This window comes from Bartonella capreoli, from assembly GCF_902813205.1.
GTDB lineage: Bacteria > Pseudomonadota > Alphaproteobacteria > Rhizobiales > Rhizobiaceae > Bartonella > Bartonella schoenbuchensis.
Genome location: NZ_CADDZX010000003.1, coordinates 157,467 through 178,002, shown reverse-complemented (window position 1 = coordinate 178,002; position 20,536 = coordinate 157,467). Strand labels below are relative to the sequence as shown.

Annotated in this window: 20 protein-coding genes; 6 read left to right on the top strand and 14 right to left on the bottom strand. The window is 39.3% G+C overall.

Translation table 11 applies throughout. The features are described from left to right. The first annotated feature begins 382 nt into the window (after positions 1–382). The 4 genes from J7R05_RS04355 to J7R05_RS04340 all read left to right on the top strand — a co-directional run bounded on the left by J7R05_RS04355 (position 383) and on the right by J7R05_RS04340 (position 5,693). Positions 383–2,758, top strand: coding sequence for a mechanosensitive ion channel family protein (locus tag J7R05_RS04355; RefSeq protein ID WP_208541328.1), 2,376 nt, complete (start codon positions 383–385; stop codon positions 2,756–2,758). Beyond that, positions 2,752–3,024 (top strand): hypothetical protein, encoded by a 273-nt coding sequence (locus J7R05_RS04350; RefSeq protein WP_208541327.1) that lies wholly within the window; start codon positions 2,752–2,754, stop codon positions 3,022–3,024. The genes J7R05_RS04355 and J7R05_RS04350 overlap by 7 nt, the downstream gene beginning before the upstream one ends. Positions 3,025–3,733: 709 nt before the next feature. Then, the gene (locus J7R05_RS04345) at positions 3,734–4,891 is read left to right on the top strand and encodes a tyrosine-type recombinase/integrase (RefSeq protein ID WP_208541326.1); all 1,158 of its coding nucleotides are present in this window, start codon (positions 3,734–3,736) and stop codon (positions 4,889–4,891) included. 277 nt (positions 4,892–5,168) lie between these two features. Further along, positions 5,169–5,693 (top strand): antA/AntB antirepressor family protein, encoded by a 525-nt coding sequence (locus tag J7R05_RS04340; protein WP_208541325.1) that lies wholly within the window; start codon positions 5,169–5,171, stop codon positions 5,691–5,693. Positions 5,694–5,918: 225 nt separating this feature from the next. Here J7R05_RS04340 and J7R05_RS04335 read toward each other — a convergent pair whose 3' ends face one another. The 10 genes from J7R05_RS04335 to J7R05_RS04290 are packed head-to-tail and all read right to left on the bottom strand — an operon-like array spanning position 5,919 to position 13,600. After that, entirely contained in the window at positions 5,919–6,134 is a 216-nt protein-coding gene (locus J7R05_RS04335) for a hypothetical protein (protein ID WP_208541324.1), read from the bottom strand. Between the two features lie 32 nt (positions 6,135–6,166). Continuing rightward, entirely contained in the window at positions 6,167–7,354 is a 1,188-nt protein-coding gene (locus tag J7R05_RS04330) for an N-acetylmuramidase domain-containing protein (RefSeq protein ID WP_208541323.1), read from the bottom strand. Then, positions 7,351–8,652: a contractile injection system protein, VgrG/Pvc8 family gene (locus J7R05_RS04325; protein WP_208541322.1), complete on the bottom strand. Its 1,302-nt coding sequence runs from the start codon at positions 8,650–8,652 to the stop codon at positions 7,351–7,353. The genes J7R05_RS04330 and J7R05_RS04325 overlap by 4 nt, the downstream gene beginning before the upstream one ends. After that, the gene (locus tag J7R05_RS04320; RefSeq protein WP_208541321.1) at positions 8,652–8,873 is read right to left on the bottom strand and encodes a tail protein X; all 222 of its coding nucleotides are present in this window, start codon (positions 8,871–8,873) and stop codon (positions 8,652–8,654) included. The genes J7R05_RS04325 and J7R05_RS04320 overlap by 1 nt, the downstream gene beginning before the upstream one ends. Then, positions 8,870–9,259, bottom strand: coding sequence for a phage tail protein (locus tag J7R05_RS04315; protein ID WP_208541320.1), 390 nt, complete (start codon positions 9,257–9,259; stop codon positions 8,870–8,872). Before J7R05_RS04315 ends, J7R05_RS04320 begins: the two co-directional genes overlap by 4 nt. Before the next feature lie 5 nt (positions 9,260–9,264). Then, positions 9,265–11,301, bottom strand: a complete 2,037-nt coding sequence (locus J7R05_RS04310) for a phage tail tape measure protein (protein ID WP_208541319.1) — start codon at positions 11,299–11,301, stop codon at positions 9,265–9,267. Further along, the gene (locus J7R05_RS09625) at positions 11,298–11,411 is read right to left on the bottom strand and encodes a GpE family phage tail protein (RefSeq protein ID WP_078690075.1); all 114 of its coding nucleotides are present in this window, start codon (positions 11,409–11,411) and stop codon (positions 11,298–11,300) included. The genes J7R05_RS04310 and J7R05_RS09625 overlap by 4 nt, the downstream gene beginning before the upstream one ends. Positions 11,412–11,434: 23 nt before the next feature. Further along, a complete protein-coding gene (locus tag J7R05_RS04300) occupies positions 11,435–11,695 on the bottom strand; it encodes a phage tail assembly protein (RefSeq protein WP_078690074.1) in 261 nt (86 codons plus the stop codon). Position 11,696: 1 nt separating this feature from the next. Further along, positions 11,697–12,203, bottom strand: a complete 507-nt coding sequence (locus J7R05_RS04295) for a phage major tail tube protein (protein WP_078690073.1) — start codon at positions 12,201–12,203, stop codon at positions 11,697–11,699. Further along, on the bottom strand, positions 12,203–13,600 hold the full coding sequence (locus tag J7R05_RS04290; protein ID WP_208541318.1) for a phage tail sheath C-terminal domain-containing protein: 1,398 nt from the start codon (positions 13,598–13,600) through the stop codon (positions 12,203–12,205). Before J7R05_RS04290 ends, J7R05_RS04295 begins: the two co-directional genes overlap by 1 nt. A gap of 137 nt (positions 13,601–13,737) precedes the next feature. Between J7R05_RS04290 and J7R05_RS04285 the strand changes: the two genes are divergently transcribed. Both J7R05_RS04285 and J7R05_RS04280 read left to right on the top strand, forming a co-directional pair. Then, positions 13,738–14,046, top strand: a complete 309-nt coding sequence (locus J7R05_RS04285; RefSeq protein WP_246468223.1) for a type II toxin-antitoxin system HigB family toxin — start codon at positions 13,738–13,740, stop codon at positions 14,044–14,046. A 2-nt stretch (positions 14,047–14,048) separates the two neighbouring features. After that, positions 14,049–14,405 carry a helix-turn-helix domain-containing protein gene (locus tag J7R05_RS04280; protein ID WP_208541317.1) on the top strand — a complete coding sequence of 119 codons (357 nt, stop codon included), beginning with the start codon at positions 14,049–14,051 and terminating at the stop codon, positions 14,403–14,405. Between the two features lie 21 nt (positions 14,406–14,426). On the opposite strand, the gene J7R05_RS04275 is transcribed toward J7R05_RS04280, so the two are convergent. Genes J7R05_RS04275 through J7R05_RS04260 form a run of 4 tightly spaced genes read right to left on the bottom strand, consistent with a single transcriptional unit; the run spans position 14,427 to position 20,535 of the window. After that, positions 14,427–14,621 (bottom strand): hypothetical protein, encoded by a 195-nt coding sequence (locus J7R05_RS04275; RefSeq protein ID WP_208541316.1) that lies wholly within the window; start codon positions 14,619–14,621, stop codon positions 14,427–14,429. Between the two features lie 34 nt (positions 14,622–14,655). Continuing rightward, complete coding sequence (locus J7R05_RS09250) at positions 14,656–15,927, bottom strand: Bgr_08870 family protein (protein ID WP_010703941.1); 1,272 nt, start codon at positions 15,925–15,927, stop codon at positions 14,656–14,658. 53 nt (positions 15,928–15,980) lie between these two features. Beyond that, positions 15,981–17,363, bottom strand: a complete 1,383-nt coding sequence (locus J7R05_RS04265; protein ID WP_208541315.1) for a Bgr_08870 family protein — start codon at positions 17,361–17,363, stop codon at positions 15,981–15,983. Between the two features lie 13 nt (positions 17,364–17,376). Continuing rightward, positions 17,377–20,535 (bottom strand): DUF4815 domain-containing protein, encoded by a 3,159-nt coding sequence (locus tag J7R05_RS04260; RefSeq protein ID WP_208541314.1) that lies wholly within the window; start codon positions 20,533–20,535, stop codon positions 17,377–17,379. Position 20,536 lies beyond the last annotated feature (1 nt).

Below are 20,536 nucleotides of genomic sequence, written 5' to 3'. Positions count from 1 at the left end.
GCTGTTATACATTTTTGTTTGTAATCATTGTGAAATTCAGTTGATTGTATTTATTTTCTAGGTAAAATCATAATATTGGTTACCTTATCAGTATGTTGTACTCTGATCAAGTGCATATGCATTTCTAAGCTATTAATCAGCTACATTGCTCAATGTTGCACAAAAAACAAATTGTACAAAAGAGAAAATTTTTTGCAATATAAGAGCAAAAAACATGCTAAATTATTTTTTGTCTTATTAATTTTTGGTCTATTTAGTCTCCTTTATCAGCATTATTGGGTGAGGGGAGGGTTTTATGGGATTGTTCTTATGAGAGTTGGAAATATTATCTTATGCCATATTTAAAAAGGAATTACTCTTTTTACTTATTTTTAGGGCGGATATGTATTTATTCTTTAAAAAAAAATTATATGTTTTTTTCTCAATCATCACGATTAGTGTTTTATTTAGCGCTTTTTCATGGGGAAATTTAGCACCTCCGACTACAGAAATTGGACAATCAATAACTTCACAATTGGTTGAAGAAATTGTTCAACAACAACAGCCAATTCTTGAGACTCTTAAGCAAGATATTGAGTCTTTACAAAAAAACTTTGAAAGTGAATCAGAAGATGAGCACATTTTAAAAGAATGGCGGTTGCAGGCACAAGATATAAGTAAGCGTGCTTTAGAAGCTGCATTTGTTTTACGCGCTCCTCTTAATAACATTAATATATTTCTTAGCCAGTCGGCTGAGCTACAAGATGGTCAAACAGACTTAGAAAGCCAAAATAAAGAACGCTCTAGTCTGATAGAGCAAAAGGCTAAAATTAATAGTATAGTATGTCAGTTTGAAGAGATATTTTTGACTGCAAATAAGATGACGGAACGTGCTATTTCTCAATCTCGAGCATTGTTTACGCGCACCCTTACGTACAAATTTGAATTTTCAATGTCAATGCTTGAAGATATTATTACAAAAACCAAAGAGGCTTCGTTTGATTTTATTTCGTTGTTTAACTCTTGGTGGAAATTTGTGTATCATTTCAAACCATTACAATTACTTTCTACCTTTTTTATTCCACTGATTGTTGCTTTAGGTCTTTCTTATTTTTCGCACAAAAGTATTGTGCACGTAAGCTCCCGTGTTATCACAGGTAATGACGAAGTCCCTTATCTACAGCGTTTATTGGTTGCTTTTATTTCAATTCTTTTGCCTTCATTTGTATGTGTTTTTTGCATTTATTTGACATTTTTCCTATTGCACCATTTCAGTTTGACTTTGGGGAAGCTTACAGAAGTATTTCATACAATTGGGCACCAGATTATTATGGTCTTTTTGATAAATCGTATAGCAGTTTCTCTTTTATCACCAAAAATGGCACCTGTCCGCCTTTTGAATATTGCACCATCGCCAGCATATCAACTGATAATTTTGCTTACTTTGTTAGGTGGAGTTTTAGCACTTGATGCTGTTTTTGATAGTATTTATTGGGCGGTTTCAGCATCTCTTTCTTTAACAATTGCTAAAAGCTTTATTGCTGTTTTTCTTGTAGGAGTTTTGTTGTTTATCATTGCGTTTATACCTTTGCAGTTTAGGCGTAAGCGTTTTCAAAATGAAGAAATAAAACCGCTACCTTGGCCACTTTATATACGTATTCCTCTCTTTGTATTGGGATTATTTCTTATTGTGATGGATTTTTTGGGTTATATTGGTTTGGCACGGTTTGTCGTGCAGCTGATTGTGACCAGTAGTGCATTTTTAATTTTGATGTATTTGGGGATACAAAGTACACGTGCTATCGCATCTAAAGGGGAATTTATCAAAACAGGAATTGGTCACACTTTGATGAAATGGTTTCATTTCGAAGAAAAAACGATGGATCAATTAGGAGTTGTTATTAGTATTCTTCTTAATGTGGTTGTGTTTGTGCTTTGTACAGTACCGATTATAGGGAAGTTTGGATTTTCGTATTCTGAAATAGGAGCACTATTTTGGCAATTAATGACAGGTTTTCAGATTGGAAATATGTCTATTTCTTTGATTTCTATTGTCATGGGAATAGTTGTTTTCTTTGTTTGTTTGTTCATTATTCGTCTATTTATTTGTTGGCTAGACGGCACAGTAATGGAGCGCGGAGAATTCGATCTGGGTGTGCGTAATTCTATCAAAACGGTCATAAGCTATGGGGGTATCGCTTTGTCGGTCTTGTTAGGAGTGTCAACAGCAGGTTTTAATCTTAGTAGTTTGGCGCTCGTTGCTGGAGGGCTTTCACTTGGTATCGGTTTTGGTTTGCAAAATATTGTCCAAAATTTTGTATCTGGGCTTATTATTTTAATCGGGCGGCCATTTAAATTAGGTGATTATGTAGAATCAGGATCAGTGCGTGGTATTGTCAAACGTATTAGTGTGCGTGCAACTGAACTTGAGACATTTCAGCGCCAGACAATCATTATTCCTAACTCAAATCTCATCAATAACAACGTAAATAATTGGACGCGTCGTAGCAAAATGGGGCGAATTGATATACCTTTGACTGTTGCAACTAATGTTGATCCAGAATACGTCGTTCAAATATTGCTAGAGATTGCTTCTGCGACGGAAGGGGTTTTGAAAAACCCTGCACCGCAGGTGAATTTTACTGGATTTGATAAACAAAACTTTTCGTTTACCTTGGCTATTTACGTACCTAATATCACCTCTACTTCTAAGGTAAATAATGCTCTTCGCTTTATGCTTTATAAACGTTTTTTTGAAGAAGGGATTTTAGAGTGCTAAAGTATTTTTATATTTTTATTACGGTGACACTGTTCAGTGTTTTTTCTATGAAAGTTTTTGCAGCAACTGTAAAAAATAATGGTTTAACAATACAGTTGCTTATTATTGCTGAAGGAAGTGCACGTTCAAGTATTTCACTAGATACTGGCCAAATGATTACCGTGTGTACAAAGGGCTGTTTTATTACTTTTTCCAATAAGGATAATTACGCAATAAAAGCAGACGATACTATAGAGATAGATGAAAGTAGAGTATTTTTTAAGTAAAATAGTTTGTGATTCTTTTATTATAAGGCGCTTGTTGGAAGGGTTTTATAGTAAAGCTTTCTGATCTATTTGGTTATAGAATTGATGATATATTTGTAAAAATTTTGGTGCTTTTTCATACAAAAGATTGGGCAATCTTCAAGAAGATCAGAGAGAAAATAAGAAGAGGGCTGATACGCATTTATTATGCTTAATTCAGATATGTAAAATCAGTTGCTTAGAAAAGCTATATAGATCTTAAATTTCATTAACTACAAAAGATGTTCAAACTGTAGAACTTAAAATTGCTTTTAAAAAGTGTTTAGGGCAATTGCATCCAGTTCATAGTGGCAGCCCTAACTGTTTAGTGAAGCATTATTAGTAAATTGCCAAAAAAGCATGATAAAAAATGCTTTAACAGGACTCTTTATTTACAATTTTATAATTACTGTACAGCTTGATAACGCTATAATTCTTTATATAAGATGATTTAAAGTGATTTTTTATCACTTCCAATAAAACTGGAATAGAAAAATATTTTATATAATTAATGGTGCGGACGGCGGGCGAAGTATACTTTAGCAAGTAGAATCCAATCACATAAAATAGTGCAAAGACGTGTTGCTATATATAGCTTTTTATGATGCAGTAAGAAAATTAATGATTAAATAAAAAATCTAATATCAAAAAATAAAGGTGGACTTAAAGGTGGTCTAGAAAGGAGAGTTAAGTGAGGGCGATTCATAGGTTATCAGCATCCTTTGTAAAGACATCTCCTCAGGGCAAGCATTGTGACGGAGCAGGTTTGTGGTTGAATGTTCGAAAAGACAATACACGCGCTTGGTTTTTTCGTTATACATACCGCAATAAACGCCGTGAAATGGGGCTTGGTTCTGTTACAAAAATTTCTTTAAAAGAAGCACGTGAGCTTGCTAAACATTATAGCGATATTCTTAAAGATGGCAATGATCCTATTGTGTTTCGAGAACAAAGCATTTTAAGGCAGCAAAGTAATGTTTTTCAAGAAATTGCTCAAGCAGCTTTTGAGAGTAAAAAAGCTGAGTTAAAAAATGAAGGTAAAAATGGTCGTTGGTTTTCTCCACTAGAGTTACACGTTATTCCACATATAGGTAATCTTCCTATAGAAAAATTAACAGCGAATATTATTCGCAATGTTCTTGCTCCACTTTGGCATAAAAAGGGAGATACAGCGCAAAAAGCACTTAATCGTATCAATATTTGCTTAAAATATGCCGCTGCTCTTGGCTTGGATGTTGATTTACAGGCCTGTATGAAAGCACGCGCTCTTTTAGGAAAGTCACGCGCTATATCAACAAATATTCCTGCTATGCCATGGCGGGAAGTTCCGGCTTTTTATCAAAACTTAAATGATGATCTCCTTTCAAATTTAGCACTGAAATTATTGATTTTGACTGGAGTACGGTCGTATCCCTCGCGATATTTGCGTCTTGAGCAAATTGATAAAAATATATGGACGATACCAAAAGAAAATATGAAGGGTATTGTGGGAAAAGTTTCAGACTTTCGTGTACCGCTAAGTGGTGAAGCTTTAAGAGTCATTGAAAAAGCTCTCCTCTTTGAAAAAAATGGTTTTCTATTTTCTGGTCTTAAAGGCACTCCGATTTCTGATGTGAGCATGTCAAAGTATATGGCATCTTGTGGCTTAAAGTATCGCCCTCATGGTTTTCGTTCAAGTTTGCGAGACTGGATAGCAGAAACAACATCAACACCATTTGAGATTGCCGAAACTGTTCTTGCTCATTCAGTTGGTAGTTCAGTGACAAAAGCTTACATGCGAACAGATTTTTTAGAACAACGACATGATCTCTTAGAACAGTGGGCTACATTTGTAACAAGGACGACTTGACAAAATCACGGAAGTATTTATATATGCAAATCAGGTGCTTCAAAAACACCTTAAAACATGTAGCGGATTGGTTGCCGAAATAATCAGTCTTCCGTGTACTTTAAAGACTTTGACTCACTATATGCATATAGCGTATAGTGACCTCGTCGGGTGTAGTTATGCTATACAATACCCTCATGGGGAAAGCATAACGACGGACTACATGCCGTGTTTTTGAGCGCCCGGCGCCCATTAGGGTGTCAATCAAAAACGCTAATTACATGTAGGTGGAAAAAATATGAACACTCTCATAACAATATCAAAACAAACTGTTGGGCAGGAAACTGTTCAGACAGTCAATGCACGCGACTTACATGCTTTTTTGGAAGTAGGTAAGAAGTTTGCGGATTGGATTACAAACCGCATTAATCAATATGAATTTGAAGAAAGAAAAGACTATATTGTAACGCTTCCCAAAATTGGGAAACATAAAAATGTGGTATTAAAAGAATATCATCTCACCTTAGACATGGCGAAAGAGCTATCCATGGTTGAACGTAATGAAAAAGGTAAGCAAGCCCGTCGATATTTTATTGATTGTGAGAAAAAATTATACAGTCAATCTATTGTTGATGATACGCGATTTGATTTACCAAGCTATTGGGAGGGTATGAATCCTGGTGAAAAGGCTTGGTATCTTTTAGGTCCCATTCAGGTGCGTCTTGTTGACGCCTTTAGAGTAGATGAAGAAAACAGAAAATATAAAGCTCTCATTGAAGAAGCGAGACGTGTTTTAGAAAGTCCTGTTGCAAAGGCTGCTTAATTAAAAGAAATATAACCATACCTTTCCCCTGTAAAATGGGGAGAGGTTCAGTTTTATATTGTATGTTTAACAAGTTACTTAGGTTTATTAACAGGCTTCCACTCACATAACTGTTTACCGTGCTCATTATGCTTTAAAATGTCTCGTGCTAAGTTTGGACTGATTGTATTGAGATCTTGTTTATCCAAATAAATAGGCAACCATCCCAGACAAGAGGAAGGGTATTTATTTGTCGCGCACCCAGTTAGAGAGAGCAGCACGTATATCATCATCACATTTTTTATTAATTTCATTTTCTATTTCTAACCTTGTTGTAGCTGCCTTTAAAGATTCCTCAGTTTGTTTGTGCTTTTCAACTTTCTTTCCAAGACGAAAGGCCTTTGCTAAAGCTATAAAGAAAGCGATGGATGTTGTTATTGCAATCACCAAATATTTTTTCACTCACGGCTCTCCTTTTTGCTTAAACTAACTTCCTAGATAGCTCTGCCTTTCTTGTAAGCGTTTAGATAAGCTTTTTTGACGCGACCTGATATAAGTATAACAACCAATCCACCCAAAATAGCACCCATCCACCAATGATCCGAGATTGCTTTACCAATATGAACAAGTGGTTCGACAAGAGCACTCATTTTTCCTATTGAGAGTTTGAGATTATCAAATACTCCCATTTGTTCTGCTCCCATGAGAGTTGAACCGGCAACAACAGCCTTACCTACCATTTGGGTTTTATCTGCATCTTTAATAATATTTGCCCCATTCTTTCTTAAGTCGGCCATGCTTACACCAGAGCGGCGGGGACTAATCATTGGCGTGGCTACATCAAGCGCTTCTTGAGTTTTGGTGCCAACAACACCATCAACTTCTAAATTATGATCAGCTTGAAATGAAAAGATTGCACTGCGTGTATTGGGTCCATAATCACTATCAATTGCAATGGGATAACCAAGATCATTAAGACGTTTCTGCAGGGCTTCAACACGGTAACCTTTGCACCCTAGTCGTAAACCAGTGGCACGAATAGGATTACTGACTGCTGCTGTTTTTTTTGTGAGGGCACAATAAGCACTACGCATGCGTCGGCCATATTCTTTGACCATACCACTTCCATTGTAAACACGTGCAATGGCGTCAAAATCCTTGTCTCGTAAACTTGAAGCAAGGCCACGGACTTTGAAAAAAGAAAACATCGCTCTTATTTGTTCGTCTTCACATGAACACATGCTGGTGACAAAATCTTGAACACTATTCCAACCAAGGATACCATAGTTATTTCCCATAATTTGACCAGCACCATAAGAAGCAGATTTTAAGGCAGCTTCTTCATCAATGGTTATAGCTGCAATGAGTAACTTTAAAGCTTGAGTGTTGGTTTTTTGTTCTTTATATCCCCCGTCTTTAGGGCTGATCCACTCCTGTCTCGCAAGATCTTCTGTAATAGCTTGTTTACGCTTATGAGGGGGTAAATTCTTATAAAACTGATGTTTTTCAAAAAGTACTTTTACACGCCCTTCATCATCAAAACCTTTACCATTTGACTCAACAGAAATAATGGCAGAAACTACAGCTTCTTCACACCCGATCTCTTGTGCTAAGGATTTAATCAAACCTTGGGTACGCGCTTTACAGTCACCATTGAGTAATTTCTCTATAATATCTGTCATATATCTTCCTTATCCATGTGAATAACACCTTCACCTTCATCAGAAGCATGAGGCGGGGCGTTATCATCTATTGTGTCATCTTTATCGGGTGTAGTGTTTGTGACGTTTTGCGCTGTATTCTCTTGCGCTTCATCAAATAGCTCACACTCTATGCTTGTTGTATAACCGCCTTGTGTATCCAACCGATGTTTGACACTTTTAATGCGCCATTGCTCGGGGATGTAAGGACGGAAAGGTGGTGTTTGAATAAGCTTCATTTCAGATTGAATGAACGGATCTCCGCCCATATCACACGAAAAGGTAGCTTTACCACGTGATGATTTATTACGATAAGCGGCAATAGCAGCAACAGCTTCTGATTGATTGTGGTAAGTATATTTTAATTCATGAAAAGGTGCCTGACCGGTTTTGACCTCTTTCTTTTCACCACTGCGTAAATCATGATAGGTTGCTATCACACCTCCTTTTTTTTCGTCCTCTTGCTTTTCAACTTTGTCTTGCTTTTTAAGTGTTTTTAATGAACGCAAAGGTGATTCATCCATATGAATAACACCTTCATCATACTCTTCAATATCTTCTGGGTTTTGTGCTGCTGATGCTGCTTTTTGATCATCTCCTTCACCTGGTGTTAAGCCCTGTGCTTCACCTGTTTCATCACGTGCACTGTATTTAAAATCCCAAGAGCTACACATTCTTTCATGAATAGCGACCACAGGTAGCATCTCTCCAGTAGTAGCCTTGCCTTCACCACGTTTGGCCAGAACAAGTCTGCTATCCATAGGTTTTGCTACAGCGTCATATTCTGCAGCAAGACGTGCTGTAAAAGCCATGTCGCTTTCACCCGTCTGATCAATGTGACGCACGACAATCTTTGCAAGAGAAGGATCAACCTCGGGAATGTAGCCATTGCGCGTTGCTATTTCTTGAATAATCTTGCCCAATGTTGTCTGATGATAAGACTGGCTTTTGGGAGTTCGGTAAGACGTATTCATAGAAGCCGCGCGTCCTGTCACACTTAAACTTTGGGGTGGACTGCTGACAGATATTTCATCAATCAGGTAGGTTCCCATGTCACGCGCTTTACCATCTTCATAGCCAAGCGTTATAGAAAGAACTGTGCCAATTAAAGGGATCTCTAAAAAACCATTATCACTGATGCGAGCACGGTCATCAAGCTCTATGGTGATCCGGTCACTTTTGTCTTCTGCTTCATCGGTTATTTCAATGGATAACACATAATCCATTAAAGCTTTTGTGACATCCTCACCATTAGACATCACCCTACAGAAAGGTTTCATTATTTGCTGCCCCAGAGCCTAATGACAGGTGTTGCTTGAGGATAGGGTAGGGAAGGCAAAACAATTGTAACCCCCGCTTTTAAAATTGGTCCAAGATTTGCAAGTCCATCATTAACTGTATAAACACGCTCAACAGCTAGTGCTTGCTGACCCTTTGGATAGTGTTTCCAGCAAATGGCATCAACCATATCCCCATCTTTGGTAACGTAAATATCACTCACCAAATGCCTCCATCTTCCCCATATTCTTTCAGTTGTAATGTGAATTCTTGCTTGCGTGGATCACCGTTTTTATGAAGAAAGCTCTGTTTTTCATCTACGGAAAGAATAACAAATTTGCCGAAAATTTTGCCTTTTCCACTGATCAGCAAATGTGGACCTCTATGAGCCATACCCCGCAGTCTATCCAACTGACCGTAACTACCCTTGAAATTCGGATAAATCACGCCTGATAAAGAATATTCGGCATTAGCAATGGCCGGCAACTGAAACGCTGCTTTACTGCCCAGACGTCCTTGTTCTACCCAGGGAACATCATAAGTCATCTCAAGTTCTTGATAGGCTGCTGTATTAACGGAAAAAATAAAATCCCCCAATGCTAACATCATGACGCTTAATCCGATAAACTTGAGTTAATTGCTAAACGTTGCTGTCTAGCTTGATCTGCAAGAGCTTTTTTAATAGCAGCACTAATATCCTGCGGTGAACCGCTGCCCCCACTGATATTTAAACCGCTAATCGTAATAGATGCATCAATATTAGTGGGCTTATTATTATGTTCCTTATATGGCATAATCGGTTCAGGCGCTTGAAATACCACTACGGAAGGTTGTTTGCCTCCATCGTTAACATATTCTCCATTTCTGTAATCACGTTGCTCAGGAGGGATGTTTGGAACAACAGTTGAATGAATAATCTTTTGTGCGTATGTTGTTGTCTCTTGTGTGAAATTCTTTAAACTCTCGGTCGTGCTTTTGCTTACTGTAACGTTGAAGCCTAACTTTTCTTTGACAAAATCAGGCATCCAACCCATTAATTTTTGCACCGCACCAGAAAGCCATTGTGCCATAGCATTCCATTTACTTTTAATGCCATCCCACAGGCCCATAATCAGATTGGAACCGGCTTCAGATAAATTGAGATTAGAAAACCAATCAAAAAATTGATTAATTGTTTCCCCAAGAGAGTCCCATAACCGCCCACAGGAGGCCATAACCTCATCCCAATTTTCATAAAGCCAAACAGCTGTTGCAACAAGCTTCTTAATGCCATTAATGACATAACCGATAAGCGTATACTTCATGATGAAATCACCCAGTTTAACAAAGGCATCGCAAATCTTATTGAGTGCTATAGTAAGCACTTTCTTGATGTTATCCCAATAGACATAAAGTGCGACTCCTGCTGCAATAAGCCCTATAATAGCTGCTGCAATCCACCCAACAGGTGTGGTCATAATTGCCGCACCAAATGTAAAAAAGGCTGTAGTAAGTGTGTAAATCGCTGTTATAAGTGGCCCCATAATAAGGGTAACAATAGTTGTACCAAATGTAACAAACGCTGCACCAACCACAGCAAGTGCTGAAACCAGTGGCCCCACAATGAAGGCCACAAGGGCTGCAAGACCTATTTTAAAAAGAGTTATTTCACCAGTGAGTGGTTCTAACCATTTAAACCAGCCTTTAATACTTTCTGTAACATTTGTGATATTTTGCCTTAATTCAGAAGTAGGATCACATAAATCCCGTATAGCTTTCTTTAAGGTTTTCGCCCAATTTGCGACAGTTGTTTGAATGAGATCACGATTTTCATCAATCAGCTTTGAAAAGGCATCAATCATATCATTGATTACCGGCATGAACCGTGCCCCAATAAAAGTGGCAACACCGCCCAGTTTTTTCTTAAAGGCCCCGAGCTTATCACTTAAATCTGCAGCATAGTGAGCAACATCAGCCCCCATAAGCCAACCGCTCTTTTTTGCCTTTTCAAATAACTCCTTGATGGGCTCCATACCTTGCGAGAGCATGGCAGCCATTTCTTTACCATCACCACCAAAAAGCAAGGCAGCAATATGTTGTCTTTGTGCTTGATTGTCTATCTTACTCATCTTGTCAGTTATTTCTTCTAACAGGTCTGAGTTTGATTTAAGCTTTCCAGAGGCATCTTTTACAGACATGCCAAGCGCTTGGAACCCCATAATTCCCCTTTTTTGTCCAGCTAAAGCTTGTGCTGAACGCCTGTTTAAAACAGCCAGGGATTGTTGGAATTTCTCGGCAGAATAACCTGAATTATCCGCTGCATCACCCCATAACTGAAGATCTTTAACGCTCATACCTAAATGGCGTGATGCGTGGTGAAGACTATCCCCCATATGCATGGTTTTCATAGTCACTGCAGTCAAGCTTGCAGCAAGACCACCACCAGCAAGGCCCAATGCTCCTGATAACATAGAAACACGTTTGGTTACTGTACCAAGAGCATTGCTGACCCCTTTTAAGCTTGCTGTCATTTTGCGTGTTGCAGCCATAAGACGAGGAACTCTTAATTTATTTGATAAGTCCGTCAAACGTTTTTGAATACGTTTAATCGGTGCGGTTATCTTGTCTTCAAGGGTCAATCGCACCTTAGCATCTGCAACTGTTTTACTCATTTTTTCTTATACCTTTCCGCGGCTTCATTGCGCCAAAACCAGAGCTCTTGAGGTTCCATTTCCATCATCTCTGATGGGGGCCAATGAAACACGACAGCAATGTCGGCCATGAGTTTAGCGGCTGTTTCCCAGGTTAGATACCCAGCCGCTTCATAAAACCCTCCAATATTTTTCCGATCTTTATCATATCAATCATAGCAAGTTCACTAATAGCCTCTTCAGGCCACTCAGAAAGACGTGAAATCAGAATTACCGTTTGCTCAACACCTTCTGTTTTTTCAATAGCTTGAGCGTCTTTTACCTTTGGAGGGCGTAAGGTGATTTCAGTGCGCTCTTTTCCTTCAACTTTAATGGGCGAAAGCAATTTATAAGTAATATTTTGTTTTATAGTCATTTTACATTCCTAAAAGTTCTCTATGTTTTGCTAATTGATCAACGCCATTGAATCTTCTCACCATGTTGTAGATATCAATCTCAACGATTTCCTTGTCATTTTGAACATATTTGAAATAATGCAATGTATAATTGATTGTTGTGGTAGACTTAGCACCAGGCTGCCATTGGCCAGGTTCATAGCTCTTGCAAAATCCACGCATGGAGATTACAATTCCTTCTTCTGCTGCACCTTGTGCTTGAATTGCACCACGCAGAGAAATATCAATATTGGGTTTACCCAAAAGACCTAGAAGTTCGTCAGAACAATCTGCAACAGTCATAGAAAGTGTGAGCTCTTCCATTCCCATTTCGATTCCAACGGGAGCATCCATGCCACCTGCACGGAAACTTTCAACGACGAAATTTAAGCTTGGTAAAGTAACACTGTCACATTTTTCTCTATAGGGAATCCCATCAACATAAATGTTAAAATGCTTCAAAGCTCTTGGTATTCTTGGTGCAATCATTAAAGGATCTCCTCTATGTAATCATTAACAATACGCGAACGGAACGTAATACGTTCTGCTGGCGTGGTTGGTTGGAATTCGACATTGAAATAGACTTTTCCGCTTTCAATGGCGCTTGGTGTATTAAGTTCTGGGTCGGGATAACAACGCCCTTCAATAATGGCGCCTTGTGTTTTCAAGTCACGCAAATAAGCATTAACGCTTTCACTCACATCACTCATGTAAGTCTTTGTGATATTTCGATCGACTGCCCACATATGCCCATGCAAAATGGCATCATTGATCATATCTGCAGTTCTCACCACGGATATAAAAGCAAACTTTGGATCTGATGAAAGTGTGCGATTTCCCCATAAGCGATAGCCATTCTCACGAATGATTGTTGTGATATGTTTCTCGTTGAGCAAATTAGCACGACTAGAACTGTCACCAATGGCAAAATCAATGGGCCGCGTTATGCCACTAATGCTATTGATCACTTTGTTTGAAGGGGAATGCCAAAAACCGTGAGTGAAATCTGTTTTAGCAATAATACCGGCAACTACTGAACTTGCTGGTTCTTGTGAAATTCTTCCTTTACGCAAAACGCTTACAAATGGGTCAGCTATGATGGCACGTTTGGAATCAAAATCTCTTCGCATTTTAATAACTTCTTCATCCGTTGTGTTTGGTCCATCAATCACCACAATAGCACGCAAACGCTCGGCAATGCCAATCAGCTCTGCTGCTACAGGATTAGACATTTGTTTGATTTTGGCTGTAGCTGTGGCACCTTCTCCATCACCTTCAATGGTGACACGAGGCGCTTTTTCATAACCATTTCCACTCTTTTTAATCCAAATAGCATATATTCCTCCGTCATTAACACTAACACTGGCTATTGCTTTAGCGTTGCCTTCTATTGTAACAGTAGCTTGTGTGTAACCTCTGCCTCTGTTTGTGACTTGTATCCGATCCACACCATTAGGGCGTTTATGAGTAAAACCAGGAGCAATCAAAATGCGTGGCGTTTGCCCAACAATAGATTGTGCACCTATTAAAGCATGGACACCTTCATAAGAGCCATCTGCATTGACGCCACCTAAAACATTCGCCAATGTTTCGTTTTCATCTTTACCTTCTTCTACCCGCACCACAACAACAATGGCGCCTACTTGCTTAAAAATCAGATCAAGGGCATTAGGCAGTGTGCCTTCACCTCTGTTGTATCTATCAAGTTTAGCTGCCTTGGAACGAGATCCCGATATCAAAACCGGTGTATTAAGAGGAAAGACGTCCTGATCTGCATTGGGTGCTGTGCCTACAATGCCTATAACTGCCGATTGAACTGGCGTAATAGGACGTGTGCCGTCGTCATTCTCAATGACTTCAACACCATGTAAAAAATTTGATTCCATTCTTGGTGCTCCTTTAAATGATTGGCTGATAAAAAATAAAGGCCAAATAAATCCTATTTGGCCTTGGAGAAATTGCTAAAAGATCTTGACTTAGTCCCAAAATGGTACTAATCTGAATAAAAAGTCAGGATATCCTTATGAAGATTATTAAAGTTTCCACACTTCAAACTTTTTGGATGCAACATCCTGATGCTGAGCAACCTTTAAAAGCATGGGTAGATGAAGCAAAAAATGCGCAGTGGCGTTCTCCTCATGATATTAAAGAGAAATATAAAAGTGCGAGCATACTAAAAAATAATCGTGTTGTTTTTAATATTAAAGGCAATGACTATCGCTTAATTGTATCAATTTTTTATCCAGCAGGTTGGCTTTATATAAAGTTCATAGGAACGCATAAACAATACAATGCTATTGATGCCAATACTGTAGAATTAAAGGAGTTTTAGCAATGAATATCAAACCCATTCGCACTGAAGAAGATTATCAAAAAGCATTAGAAATTGTATCTACAATGTTTGACAATCAACCTGAAATGAATACTCCAGAATTTGATAAAATGGAGATCCTTGTTTTGTTAATTGAAGCTTATGAAGCGGAACATTTTCCTGTTTCTCCTCCTCATCCAATTGAAGCAATTAAATTTAGAATGGAGCAAATGAATTTGAGTGCTAAAGATTTAGTTCCTGCAATTGGCCGTTTAAATCGTGTTTATGAAATATTAAACGGCAAAAGAAAATTAACTCTGCGTATGATTAAAAATTTGCACCAACAATTTAATATTCCTCTTGAAAGCCTTATAGCTTAGATGATTATCCTTTCATACAATTTATTTCACAGACTCTACCGATGGCTCTGTAACGCCTCCCTCCTCAACAGGAGGATAAAATTGTCCGTCTTTATAAGTCCAACCAATTTGGGCTTCATTTGAAGCAATGGCCTCACCTTCAAACGGGTAAACATAATCCTCTGGTGCAACAATAATGTTGGTTACCACACCATTTTCAACAACTGCGTATTGCATAAAAACTCCTTTGTAAAAATCTTTAAAGCATTAATTAATTCTTCCATAGTCTTATGAGGACAGCGCCATCAGCTCCCTCGTTTTTAGTGAAACCAGTTCTGTTGGCACCCACACCCCCGCGGCCAAATTCACGACATGGATTGCCTGCATTACCACCAAAGCCACTTACCATTTGAGAGTGTCCATTCCCTCCGCCGTAACCATCATAACCTTTAACGAGGCCGGGCTGTTCACTAGTTACCAAACCAAAGTTTCCTCCTCTACTTCCATAACCACCAATTCCTGCCTTCTTTTCAAGACCTGCCCAGCCACCACAGCCCCCTGCAACGGCAATAAAATTATTGCCTATAATTGTGTGTCCTCCAGAATTGCCACCAATTCCTCCACTACCAATAACGATATCGTGATGTCCATTCAAACTTGACTTATAGCCATACCATACTACGCAACCACTACCACCGCCACCACCGGCCGGATGAATATCATTCTGTACTCCCCCACCACCGCCACCGCCGCCCCATGCTTGGATTTCAACTTTAGTTTTATCAGTTACCCAATATGGCCACTGGATTCTCATACTTTGAGTGATAAGTAACTCGGCATCAGAATTCTTAGAGTAATCCGTGCTCTCATCAGGTAAAGACTGTTTCAGTTTTTCGATTTCTTTTGACATAGCTTCATCCAATTGCGTTTTGGTATAAACGGGTTTGCCATCAACCTTGAGGGGTCCTTTGAGCAAGCTTTCAGTTGCATTTAAATTAGTCACCACTTTATCATTTTGTTTCAAAGTTAAAGAAGAGGTGTCCGTTAATTCAATACCTTCTTCAATGTTGATTTTTCCTTTGAAAACATTCGTATCTTCCCACTTATTTTCACCCGACAAACGCCCGTAATCTTTCAGATCTACATTGATGCGTTCTAAATGGTCCTTAAGTCCTGTAATATCTTCAACTTCATGTTGGTGCGGGTGGAAGAGTAATGCCGGATCACCAAAAGCAAAGCGATCCTCACCTGATTTATATAAAACATGATTTTCAGATGCATCCTTAGCACCTTTAACATCAGTTAAATCAACTAAAGCAAAGGTCTTATCTGCTGCCATCTTGCCACTTAGTGCATCTTCAAATTCTGACACATGGTCTATGGCATGAGTGTGCTGTAAAGGCGCCTTGCTATCCGTCTTTTCATCAAGATCAGAAACCGCCTGATCAATTATTATCAAATCTTCACGTGTAATAGGAAATTCAGTACTAATAAAACGGCCTTCTAAAGGTAACTCCATTGTTAACTTCTTTGTTTTTGCCATTATATTACTCCTGTCAAACTTAAATGCTAAAAGCTTTATAATTTCAGATTTATCTATTCTTTTTCATATGGTTTTTTCCATATTCTTATAAGGACAGCACCATTAGCTCCAGGACCACTAGGATTATTTTGATAATGAGATCCAGCACCACCACCACCAAAACCGCGACCTGGTTTACCTGAAATATACTTTCCCCTGCCAGTCCCTCCACAGCCTCCCCTTGATGTATCCCCTCCAGCATCACCAGCATCACCACTTAAATTTCTAGTGGAGCTTTTTGTTCCAGGACTACCATTGCCTCCTTTGGCAATACCCGGACGCCCGTCTGTTGACTGAGTAACAGTTTTCCCAGCTCCACCATCAACACTTTGTCCTGACCCCACGTCAGTGGCTCCCCAGCCGCCTTTACCGCCTCCGGCTACGATAAGATCCTGTCCGACAGTTGTTTTCCCTCCAGGATTGCCTGTTTCATTTTTATTTTGTACAGAAGATCCCCCTTTACCAATGACAAAACTTTCATGTCCATTTAAATGTTTTTTAGGGCCATACCATACTGAGCAGCCACCGCCACCGCCGCCACCACCGAAATATGTCGTATTAGCACCGCCACCAGAACCGCCACCGCCCCACGCTTGGATCTCAACCATGGCTTCATCGGTTATCCAATCTGGCCACACAATCCTCCCACTTTGCGTGTAGACTAATTCTGCATCAGCAAGCTCTGGCCAATCAATGAGCTTATCAATTAAACTTGTGTTTTTATTAGGTAAAGACTCTTTCAGCTTTTCGATTGCTTCCGATATGGCTTTATCGGCTTGCGGTTTGGTATAAACGAGTTTACCATCAACTTTAAGGGGACCTTTAAGCAAGCTTTCAGTTGCATTTAAATTCGTCACTATTTTATCATTTTGTTTCAAAGTTAAAGAAGAGGTTTCAGTTAATTCAATACCCTTTTCAATATTGACTTTTCCTTTGAAAGCATTCGTATCTTCCCACTCATTTTTACCTGACAAGCGCCCATAATTTTTCAAATCTACATTGATGCTTTCTAAATGCTCCTCAAGACCTACAATATCTTCAATCGTATGCTGATGTTCGCCTAAGAGTGAGAGAGCAGAGCCAAATGCAAAGCGATCCTTACCTGATTTATATAAAACATGATTTTCAGTTGCATCCTTAGCACCTTTAACATCAGTTAAATCAACCAAAGCAAAGGTTTTATCTGCTGCCATCTTGCCACTTAGTGCATCTTCAAGCTCGCTTACTTCACTTATCACATGAGTGTGCTGTAAAGACGCCTTACTATCTGCTTTTTCATCAAGATCAGAAACTGCTTGGTCAATGATTGTCAGGTTTTCACGTAAAATAGGAAACTCAGCACTGATAAAGCGACCTTCTAATGGTAATTCCATTCCTAATTTCTTTGTTTTTGCCATGATATTATCCTTGTTACATAATTCCTGCACCAAAATCACTTGCCATAGAACGTGCCGCAGGACCGCCAGTTAATGTGAGTTTCAAACGTGCTTGCCCAGCTTTCTTATCTTCACTTACAAATTTACGTTCCGTCCAAAGTGGCTCTGCGAGTTGTTCTGTTTCCTCTAATTTTAAGGAAGTAAAATCACCATCATCCAGTTGCAGCTCCATTTTGAAAGTTGAACCGCCTGGTAAAAAAGTTTTAATATAGCTGGTTAGTCTCGACTTTTCTCCAAAGGAAAAAGCACGTGTGACGTAAGTTGCTTCCTTTTTTATCTTACCCGCAATCAATTCAATGGGAGCAAACAACACTGGCGATAGCTTCTCGGTCCCTTTTAAAATGGCTCGTAACTGGACTTTTTCATTGATGTATTCCGTTAAACTAAGTAATTGGAACGGTAAGAGTTGATAAATTGTACCGTTGTTGCGTTCAATTTCAAAGATGACAGAACATTCACTGGAGGGCAGTTCAATGGCTGCACGTACCTGTAAATCAGAACATTCTTTCAAATCGAACTCACCCAAATCGACAGTTTTTTCTGTTTGTGTATAACGAGCGGCCAGCACACGAAATGCTAAGGCCTCATCTTGGTGAGCTGTCCATGTTTGCGCATTCACAGAAGAAAAACGAGGCCCTGTGATATAAGGATGACTGGAGACATATCTTTGATTTTTTGCATCAAAATCTCCAAGTTTTGCTAATGAGACAGAATGATCGCCATCATCTGTTTTAATAACAAAAGCTGTTAAGCGATCATTTTGTACTGTCAATGGGACACTATAGCGTGCTGCAGCCCATCCCGTTTCAGCCTCTTTCATCGAATAGAAAGCTTGTGCTTGAATGTCAGCTGTAGGATAGCCATTGTCCGTTGTAACGAGATCTACCATCAAATCATTGGAACGATTGCCAATCTTGCAAATATGAAAATCAATACCTGTTATTTGCCGTGTTTCATCAGGTGTAAAGACTTGTGCTTGCGGATCAGATTTTTTCCATACACGCACTGTTGTTACACGCCGCATAACCTGCACATCAATCACACCTTGACCCGTAAACAGCCCCGTAGCCGTTGTTTTTCCTTTACCAACAGCAATAACGTTCTTTGTTCCTGCTGTGATGTCTTTAGGAATTTTAAACTTCCCTTCAATAATGCCTTGAGAATTGGCAGTAAGTGTCTCCTTTGGTAAAACACTAACGCCATCAAATGTCAGACTTTCTAAAACCTCTCCTTTACCAAAGCCTTCAATCTTAAAGTTGAGATCAATTTGTCTTAAGAAATCAATTTGCTCTTGACGTGTACTGACTAATTCATCTTTCGTTTCTGTTGTACGCCCACCGCCAGGACGACGGCCCATAGACAGTTCATTGGTTACACCTGAAAGCCAATCTGTGCGTTGAACACGCCAGAAGTCCGTTGCAGGGGTGAGGGCAAGTGTGCCTGGCAATGGGTCAAAGTTCTGATAAGGATTGATTTTTTCGCAAGCAGTCATCAACTCTTGCGCAATGATCACTTCATTCTCCCAATCAAGGGTGACAGACTCATTTAAGGTAGCGTAGTAAAATGTAGGCTCAATCGCAAGGCGTAATAAGCCATGACCTATTGCACCTGTTTGTTCGATTCCTTCATCGCGAAGGCTGTCATCAAGAAAAGGATCGGCAATCATCCCTTTTTTAGAGACAGGTTCTTTTGAATCAACATTACTCTTAATCTTTTCAAGCTGTAATAACCGGTCAAGATCAAGAACACGGTTAAAATAGCGCCACATTTCAGCATAAGGGGCAACACGTGTGCCATTATTGTCGACACGTGGATAATCAAGCCAATTATTTGTGATCGTTGCAAGTGATAATATATCATCAGGAACACTAGGTGCTATAGGATTGTCTGCTGAAATCCCTTGAATATAAACCACATCACCTTGAGAATTTAAGCCTATGCGGTCAATACGGGGGAGTTTATAGGTGTAACTGACAATGATATCTCCACCTTCAGCACCATCTGAGACAGTAATTTCCCGCGCTGTGATCTTATCGGCATCCACCTTGGTACGATAATGATAGGTGACCTCATAAGTGCTGCCTGTTTTAGGTTCATCACCAAGTAAAGACCAGTCAATCGTATCACCAGTCTTTTTAAAGTCTACACCTTCTTTAAATTCCTTATCCCCTTGAACGACTTTTATAAAACTCACAACACTTTTATCAGGAACACCATCACGCCCTGAGGCTACCGCACCGCGGGTGACATTGGTAGTCTTTTCTTTTGTGAGCAAAATAGAGTGAACAGCTGCGATGGGAAAATAATAGGTTTCAAACGTAAAGCTTGTCTTCTCCGATTTAGTTGCCTTGGCTTTCTTGGATGTAAAGAGATGTGTTTCACTTGGCACTATACCTTCACAGTAGTCTTCTGGCTCTTCATGCCTTAAAGCAGCAAGGCGTTTATGTTTAAAGCCATTAATATTGGCTTCACCTTCTTCTATACTAAATATTTGTTTGCCGTCATTTTGTCCTAAGGCTGTCACCCGACAACCATTGACAATATAATGCCCATGAGCACGGTCATAAGTTGCAATAGCTTGCAAAGCAGGTTCTAACAATGAAGGGGGCTTTTGATCAATCAAAGTACCATCTTGTAAGATATAGACAGGGAAGAAAACACCTTCTTGCTTGTCATTTTCCAAAGCCCATACAAGCTTTGCTGTTTCCCTTGCTGCTCCTGGTTCACCTTCTGCCAATGTACCTGGAATTTGACCTAATAATTGTGGATCATCTTCATGGGTTATCCATTGTTTTTGAAGCTTTACACCAATCTCCACACGTCCAAGCATGGGAATATTGTTTAAAATGGCTTCTGATACAGGGAAGATATCACCTGCAATAAAAATCTTTCCCTCTGTCAAAGTAACTTTTTTGTTTTCTTGATCAACAAAAGCATCCGCACGCTCAATACGGTCACCTTCTTTGGCCACAAGTCTTCCTAAACGGTCATGACGGCCGCGAATAATGGTTTGAACCTCATTGAGTTCTGCACTTTGAATAAAAGGGCGCTCTCCATAGAATACAACACTTTGTTGCTCGTCTTTATCTACAGATCGGTCAATTGCAAACGGTAAACCGCTTTCATGCTCCATA

Coding starts and splice junctions, on each gene's coding strand:
- J7R05_RS04315 (WP_208541320.1), bottom strand. CDS start 9,259: ATGATGTTAGCATTGGGGGATTTTATTTTTTCCGTTAATACAGCAGCC.
- J7R05_RS04275 (WP_208541316.1), bottom strand. CDS start 14,621: ATGCAATACGCAGTTGTTGAAAATGGTGTGGTAACCAACATTATTGTT.
- J7R05_RS04340 (WP_208541325.1), top strand. CDS start 5,169: ATGAACACTCTCATAACAATATCAAAACAAACTGTTGGGCAGGAAACT.
- J7R05_RS04300 (WP_078690074.1), bottom strand. CDS start 11,695: ATGACTATAAAACAAAATATTACTTATAAATTGCTTTCGCCCATTAAA.
- J7R05_RS04280 (WP_208541317.1), top strand. CDS start 14,049: ATGAATATCAAACCCATTCGCACTGAAGAAGATTATCAAAAAGCATTA.
- J7R05_RS04285 (WP_246468223.1), top strand. CDS start 13,738: ATGAAGATTATTAAAGTTTCCACACTTCAAACTTTTTGGATGCAACAT.
- J7R05_RS04330 (WP_208541323.1), bottom strand. CDS start 7,354: ATGACAGATATTATAGAGAAATTACTCAATGGTGACTGTAAAGCGCGT.
- J7R05_RS04290 (WP_208541318.1), bottom strand. CDS start 13,600: ATGGAATCAAATTTTTTACATGGTGTTGAAGTCATTGAGAATGACGAC.
- J7R05_RS04260 (WP_208541314.1), bottom strand. CDS start 20,535: ATGGAGCATGAAAGCGGTTTACCGTTTGCAATTGACCGATCTGTAGAT.
- J7R05_RS04295 (WP_078690073.1), bottom strand. CDS start 12,203: ATGATTGCACCAAGAATACCAAGAGCTTTGAAGCATTTTAACATTTAT.
- J7R05_RS09625 (WP_078690075.1), bottom strand. CDS start 11,411: ATGGCCGACATTGCTGTCGTGTTTCATTGGCCCCCATCAGAGATGATG.
- J7R05_RS04310 (WP_208541319.1), bottom strand. CDS start 11,301: ATGAGTAAAACAGTTGCAGATGCTAAGGTGCGATTGACCCTTGAAGAC.
- J7R05_RS04355 (WP_208541328.1), top strand. CDS start 383: ATGTATTTATTCTTTAAAAAAAAATTATATGTTTTTTTCTCAATCATC.
- J7R05_RS04265 (WP_208541315.1), bottom strand. CDS start 17,363: ATGGCAAAAACAAAGAAATTAGGAATGGAATTACCATTAGAAGGTCGC.
- J7R05_RS04325 (WP_208541322.1), bottom strand. CDS start 8,652: ATGAAACCTTTCTGTAGGGTGATGTCTAATGGTGAGGATGTCACAAAA.
- J7R05_RS09250 (WP_010703941.1), bottom strand. CDS start 15,927: ATGGCAAAAACAAAGAAGTTAACAATGGAGTTACCTTTAGAAGGCCGT.